The sequence below is a fragment of the Leucobacter sp. genome (genome assembly GCF_053528595.1).
On record NZ_JAIVPF010000060.1, the window covers coordinates 21,789 to 27,788 of the forward strand.

Consider the following 6,000-nt stretch of genomic DNA (forward strand, 5'->3'; position numbering starts at 1 on the left):
GTACGGGATCGGGGCCGGGGCGCGCAGCGCTCCGGCCCCTTCGTCGTCTCAGGGAGCGCCGGGATGCCTCGCCAGTCGACCCGGGATCCCGAGTGCCAGCTCGGCGTAGCTGCGCACGGCGGCGCGGCACTCCTCGCGGGGCGTCTGATCGCCCACCAGGGGGTACAGGTCGTAGGCGTCTTCGAGCGCCACCAGGTTGCGTGCGATCATCCCGGGGGGCGAGGCGAGCGAGAACTCCCCCGTGCCGGCCCCGATCTCGATGAGCGTGCGGTACAGCATGACCTGGCGATCGGTGAGCGCGCGGTGGGCGGGCAGGTACTCCGGGTGGTCGGCGAGGATCCCGACGCTCTCGTAGACGTGGCGCAGCTCGTCGCTGATCGTGTCGGGCACCCCGGCCTCGATCATGGCGTAGATGCGGGCGGTCGCGCTCTCGGGGCGGTCGAGGATCGCCTGGCGCCGCTCGATGAACTGCTCGAGCGCCCCCGCGATCGCCGTCATCTGCAGCTCGCCCAGGCTGGCGAAGTAGTGCAGCACGTTGGCGGGGCTCATCTCGGCTTCCGCCGCGACCGAGCGCACGTTCACCCGGCGCGGATTCGACCGCGCGACGCGCCAGAATGCGCGGACGATGTCCTCCCGGCGTTCCAGGCGGCGGCGTGCGGTCGCGTTCATGCGCTCCAGCCTATTCGCTCCCGCGCTTCGAGCCCCTCGGCGCGGCGGAGCCGTCGCCGAAGGGCTCGAGCGGCCGGTCAGCGGGCGGGCTCGGACTCCTCCCGGGACTCCTCCGCGGGCACGACCTGCACCGACTCCGTGAGCCCCGCGTAGTACGCCGGCTTGCGCGCCTTGAGCACGAGGCCGACGACGATGCCGCCGATGAACAGGATGGGCGTCGGCAGCAGCAGGATCTGGTTGATCGGGCCCTCGAGGCCCGTCACCACCTCGAAGTTGGTGACGATGAGGATGAAGCCGATGACCAGGCCCAGGGCTCCGAGCGCCGGGGCCACCAGCACCCGCCAGACGCTGTGCCCCCGGCGGTCCTTCGCGAAGTACCAGACCACCGCGATCGCGGTGAACGCCTGCGCGAAGACGAGTCCCTGCACGCCGGTCGCGTAGGTCCACAGTGCCAGGCCGAGGAAGGGGTCGGCGTTCACGAGGATCGCGATGATCACGCCCACCGCGCAGAACGCGCTGAGCGTCAGGCTCGCGACCGCGGGCGACTGACTGCGGGCGCTGGTGCGGCCGAGCACGCGCGGCAGCAGCCCCTCTCGTCCGAGCGAGAACAGGTAGCGGGTGCAGGCGTTGTGGAAGGCGAGCACGCAGGCGAAGAAGCTCGTGACGATGAGCACCTTCATGGCGAAGGCCGCCCAGGCTCCCGCGAGATCCTCGGTGCCGGTGATCACCATCGTCTCGAAGGCGTCGCTGCGCGCCATCTCCAGCACGCCCTCGACGCCGAAGGCGACGGTGAGCACCCAGAACGTGAAGGCGTAGAAGAGGCCCAGGAACGCGATCGCGATGATCGTGGCGCGCGGGATCGTGCGCTCCGGCCGCTTCGCCTCCTCCGCGTAGATGGCGGTGCTCTCGAAGCCGAGATAGGCGCCGAAGCCGATGATGAAGAGCGTGCCGGCGGCCGGCGCGAAGAACACGTTCTGCGGGTCGAAGGACGCGAGGCTCCAGGGCTCGGGTCCCCCGTCGGCGAGGGCCGCGATCGCGAAGACGAGCAGGATGGCGACCTCGAGGGTCAGCAGCACGCCGAGCACCTTCGCGCCGACGTCGACCTTGCGATAGCCGAGGAAGGCGACGAGGCCTACGGCGATGAGCGACCAGACGCCCCAGGGGAGATCGAGCCCGAAGAGCTCGGCGAAGGTGAACTGCGCGAAGAACCCGATGAATCCGTAGAAGGAGATCACGAGCGAGATGTAGGCGAAGACCGTGACCGACGAGACGCCGAGACCGAACGGCTTGCCGAGCCCGCGGGAGACGTAGGCGTAGAAGGCGCCGGCGTTGCGCACGCTCTTCGACATCGCGGTGAAGCCGAGCGCGAAGAGGATGAGCACCACCGCGCAGAAGAGGATGGCGCCGGGGGCGCCGATCCCGCCCAGCCGGAAGGTCGTGACCGCGCCGCTCAGGATCACCGTGAGGGGCGCCGCGGCCGAGACCACGAAGAACACGATGTCCCAGGTGCCGAGGCGGCCCGAGGCGAGCGTTCCCTCCCGGGCCTGGGACTGGGTGGATGAGGTGGGCATACGGACTCCCTTGTCTCGTTCAGCGGGCTAGCCTTTCACTGAACAACGATCAGAATCTGTCAGTTTGGCGTTGTCGGATGTAATGTAATCACAGACGAGAGGATTAAACAATGTTCAATGATGAAACCGGATCCGGGGCCTTGGCGGCGGATCGGGATCCTGCTGCGGCGGTGCGCGCCCGCGACCTCGGCATCCCCTTCGATGGCGAGCCCGGCGCCTGGAACGCCATCACCGACGTGCCGGGACTCGAGGTCGGACTGGTCACGGTCCTCGACGAGGAGCCGGTGGTCGCCCGCACCGGCGTCACGGCGATCCTGCCCCGCGGCCGCGCCGGGGCCGGCACGCCGTGCGCCGCGGGCATCGCGGTGCTCAACGGCAACGGCGAGCTCACGGGCCGCAGCTGGATCGAGGAGTCGGGTCAGCTGCAGGCCCCCATCGCGATCACGAACTCCCACGCGGTCGGCGCGGTGCACCGCGGCATCGATCGCTGGATGGCGGAGCACCACCCCGCCGCTGCCGCCGCCTGGATGCTGCCCGTGGTGGGCGAGACCTGGGACGGCTATCTCAACTCCATCAACGCCGACACCGTGCGTCCGGAGCACGCCGCCGAGGCGCTCGACGCGGCGGCTTCCGGTCCGGTCGCCGAGGGCAACACGGGCGGCGGCACGGGCATGAACTGCTACGGGTTCAAGGGCGGCACCGGCACCGCCTCGCGGGTGGTGCGCTCGGGCGAGCAGGGGTGGACCGTCGGTGTGCTGCTGCAGGCCAATTTCGGCTCGCGCAAGGAGCTCCGGATCGCGGGGCGTCCGCTCGGCCCAGCCTCGCAGGCCCCGAACCCCATGGAGACCAGCGGCTGGTTCGCGCGCGAGGCCGGCGCCGGCGCGGTGGCCGCCCCCGGGGCGGGCAGCGTGATCGTGGTCGTCGCCACCGACGCCCCCCTGCTGCCGGACCAGTGCCGGGCGCTCGCGCGCCGCGTGCCGCTCGGCCTCGCCCGCACCGGCACCACGGGCAGCCACTTCTCCGGCGACATCTTCCTCGCCCTCTCGACCGCCAACGAGGGGGCGCTCGGCTCGCGGATGGCCGGCGAGGGCGTCGCGATCGAGCAGCTCTCCCACGTGGCCTGGGGCGGCATCGACCCCTTCTTCGAGGCGGTGGTGCAGGCCACCGAGGAGGCGGTCTGCAACGCGCTCGTGGCCGCGCGGGACGTGACGGGGCGGGATGGGCACGAGAGCTTCGCGCTCCCCCACGAGGAGGTGCGCGCGGCCTTCGGCGCCGCATGAGCCCCGCCGCGCCCCCAGCGCCGCGTCCCATCGCCTCTCCCGTCATCCTGCGCGGAGTGAGCGCAGCGAACGCAGTCGCAGGACCCACCATCCTGGATTCTGCGTCCTGCGACTCGCTCCGCTCGCGCGGCACGACCGGCTGCGCCGGGGGCAGCATGAGAGCCGAGATCCCCGCCTGCGCGAAACTGTCCATCTGGATAGTCTTGCGCCGATCCTCATGCGTTGTGCGCGCTGTGCACAGCCTCTCCCTTCGCCTCCGCCGAACCGATTCCTAGACTCGGAATCGTAGAGCCTTCAGCGCCGAAGCCGGTGCGCAGCGCAGCCACGAGAGGAACCACAGCATGAGTGCTCAGACGACGCCGGACACGGCGCAACACGATCCGGGGCTCAGCCGCCGGACCCTCGGCGTCCCCGCGATCACCTTCATGATCATCGCGGCCTCGGCGCCGCTGACGGTGGTCGCCGGCGGCGTCACGACGTCGTTCGCGGTCACAGAGTCGCTCGGAGTACCGCTCGGCTTCCTGGTCATCGCGGCGATCCTCACAGTTTTCGCAGTCGGATTTACCGCGATGAGCCGCCACATCACGAACGCCGGCGCCTTCTATGCCTACATTGCGCAGGGACTCGACCGCTCAGTAGGAGTTGGAGCCTCCCTCATCGCCCTCGTCTCCTACAACGCGATGCAGATCGGCATCTACGGCCTCTTCGGCTTCCAGCTCTCGATGTTCCTCGAGGCCAAACTCGGCTTCTCGTCGCCCTGGTGGCTGTGGATCCTGCTCTGCATGATCGTGGTCGGCGTACTCGGAGTGAACAAGATCGATTTCTCCGCCAAGGTGCTCGGCGTACTCGTGGCGCTCGAGTTCCTCGTGGTCATCATCTTCGACATCGTCGCGATCGGCCACGCGCCCGAGGGCGTCACCGCCGCGACGCTGAACCCCTCCGCGCTCTTCGGGCCCGCATTGGGTATCGTGCTGGTGTTCGGCGTCGCGGCATTCATGGGCTTCGAGGGCGCCGCCATCTACGGCGAGGAGGCGAAGGACCCGAAGCGCACCGTGCCCCGAGCCACCTACGCCGCGGTCGCCATCATCGGCGTGTTCTACGCCTTCAGCGCGTGGGCGTTCTCGGTCGGCATCGGTCCCTCGCAGATCGTCGAGCAGTCGCAGACTTTCGGCCCCGACCTGATGTTCGTCTTCATGACCGACCAGGTGGGTATGATCTTCTCGGACATCATGACGCTGCTGTTCCTCACGAGCCTCTTCGCGGCGCTCCAGTCCTTCCACAACGCCGTCGCCCGCTACTTCTTCTCGCTCGGCCGCGAGGGCGTGCTGCCGACGTGGTTCAGCCACACGAGCAAGTCGGGGGCGCCCTGGTCCGGCTCGGTGGCCCAGACCGTGATCGCCGTCGTCGTGGTGGCCGGCTTCGCGCTGGCGGGAGACGCCTTCGGCGGAGCCGAGTCGATGTTCGGCGACACAGCCTTCCTCTATCCGGTGCTCACCATGTTCACCTGGCTCACCAACACCGGAGCGATGGGACTCGTCCTCCTCATGGCCATCATCGCCTTCGCCGTCATCGGATTCTTCAGTCGCGATCGCCGCGGACTCGGAATCTGGACGACCACGCTCTCGCCGATCTTGGCGGGGATGCTCCTCTCCTGGGTGTTCGTCATGATCCTCATGAATTTCCCGGTCATGATGGGCGACAGCAGCCCCGGCTTCGATACCTACCTGTTGCCCATCATCGTGGTACTCGCCGGCGTCATCGGCATCGCGTGGGGCAACAGGCTGAAGGCCCGAAAGCCCGAGATCTACCGCCAGATCGGTCACGGCACCGAGCCGGGCGCCTACGGCACCGAGATGGTCGACGTCGTCGCGGAGTAGCCGCAGCCGTGCCGAGAGGAGGGTTCCGGCTGCAGATCCTCGAGATCCGCGCCGGAACTCTCCTCTCGGCGTCCACGCGTCGAGCGGAGCCGCCGCTATGCTGAGCACATGAGCACTCCAGGGGAGTCGCACGGCATCAGCGCCGTCGGGGTCTCGCGAGCCTTCGGCGACAAGCAGGTGGTGCGCGACGCGTCGCTGAGCGTCGCACCGGGCGGGATCACCGCGCTCGTCGGCCCGAACGGCAGCGGCAAGACGACACTCATGCTGATGCTCGCCACACTGCTCCGCCCCGACAGCGGAACGATCTCGATCGGCGGCCACGACGTGCTCTCCGAGACCCGCGCCGCCCGCGCCTCGCTCGGCTGGATGCCCGACATCCTCGGCGCCTGGAACACGCTGACGGTGCGCGAGACGCTCGCGGCCGTCTGCGCCATGTACGGGATCTCAGGGCGCCGTGCCGAGCAGCGCATCGACGCCCTGCTCGACGGCACCGGCCTGCGGCCGCTCGCGAAGCAGCGCAGCCACACGCTGTCCCGGGGCCAGAAGCAGCGGCTCAGTCTCGCGCGCGCCCTCGTGCACGAGCCCCGGGTGCTGCTGCTCGAC

Annotated in this window: 5 protein-coding genes; 3 read left to right on the forward strand and 2 right to left on the reverse strand. The window is 69.4% G+C overall.

Annotation, left to right across the window (positions count from 1 at the left end):
* Positions 1 to 48: 48 nt before the first annotated feature.
* Both ACWKZU_RS12315 and ACWKZU_RS12320 read right to left on the reverse strand, forming a co-directional pair.
* Complete coding sequence (locus ACWKZU_RS12315; RefSeq protein WP_449282620.1) at positions 49 to 669, reverse strand: hypothetical protein; 621 nt, start codon at positions 667 to 669, stop codon at positions 49 to 51.
* Between the two features lie 77 nt (positions 670 to 746).
* Complete coding sequence (locus ACWKZU_RS12320; protein ID WP_449282621.1) at positions 747 to 2,240, reverse strand: APC family permease; 1,494 nt, start codon at positions 2,238 to 2,240, stop codon at positions 747 to 749.
* Positions 2,241 to 2,350: 110 nt separating this feature from the next.
* On the opposite strand from ACWKZU_RS12320, the gene ACWKZU_RS12325 reads away from it, so the two are divergent.
* The 3 genes from ACWKZU_RS12325 to ACWKZU_RS12335 all read left to right on the forward strand — a co-directional run.
* Entirely contained in the window at positions 2,351 to 3,520 is a 1,170-nt protein-coding gene (locus ACWKZU_RS12325; RefSeq protein WP_449282622.1) for a DmpA family aminopeptidase, read from the forward strand.
* Between the two features lie 341 nt (positions 3,521 to 3,861).
* Positions 3,862 to 5,397 (forward strand): APC family permease, encoded by a 1,536-nt coding sequence (locus ACWKZU_RS12330; RefSeq protein ID WP_449282623.1) that lies wholly within the window; start codon positions 3,862 to 3,864, stop codon positions 5,395 to 5,397.
* A 108-nt stretch (positions 5,398 to 5,505) separates the two neighbouring features.
* Positions 5,506 to 6,000: ATP-binding cassette domain-containing protein (locus ACWKZU_RS12335; protein ID WP_449282624.1), on the forward strand; the 495-nt coding region annotated here is incomplete at its 3' end.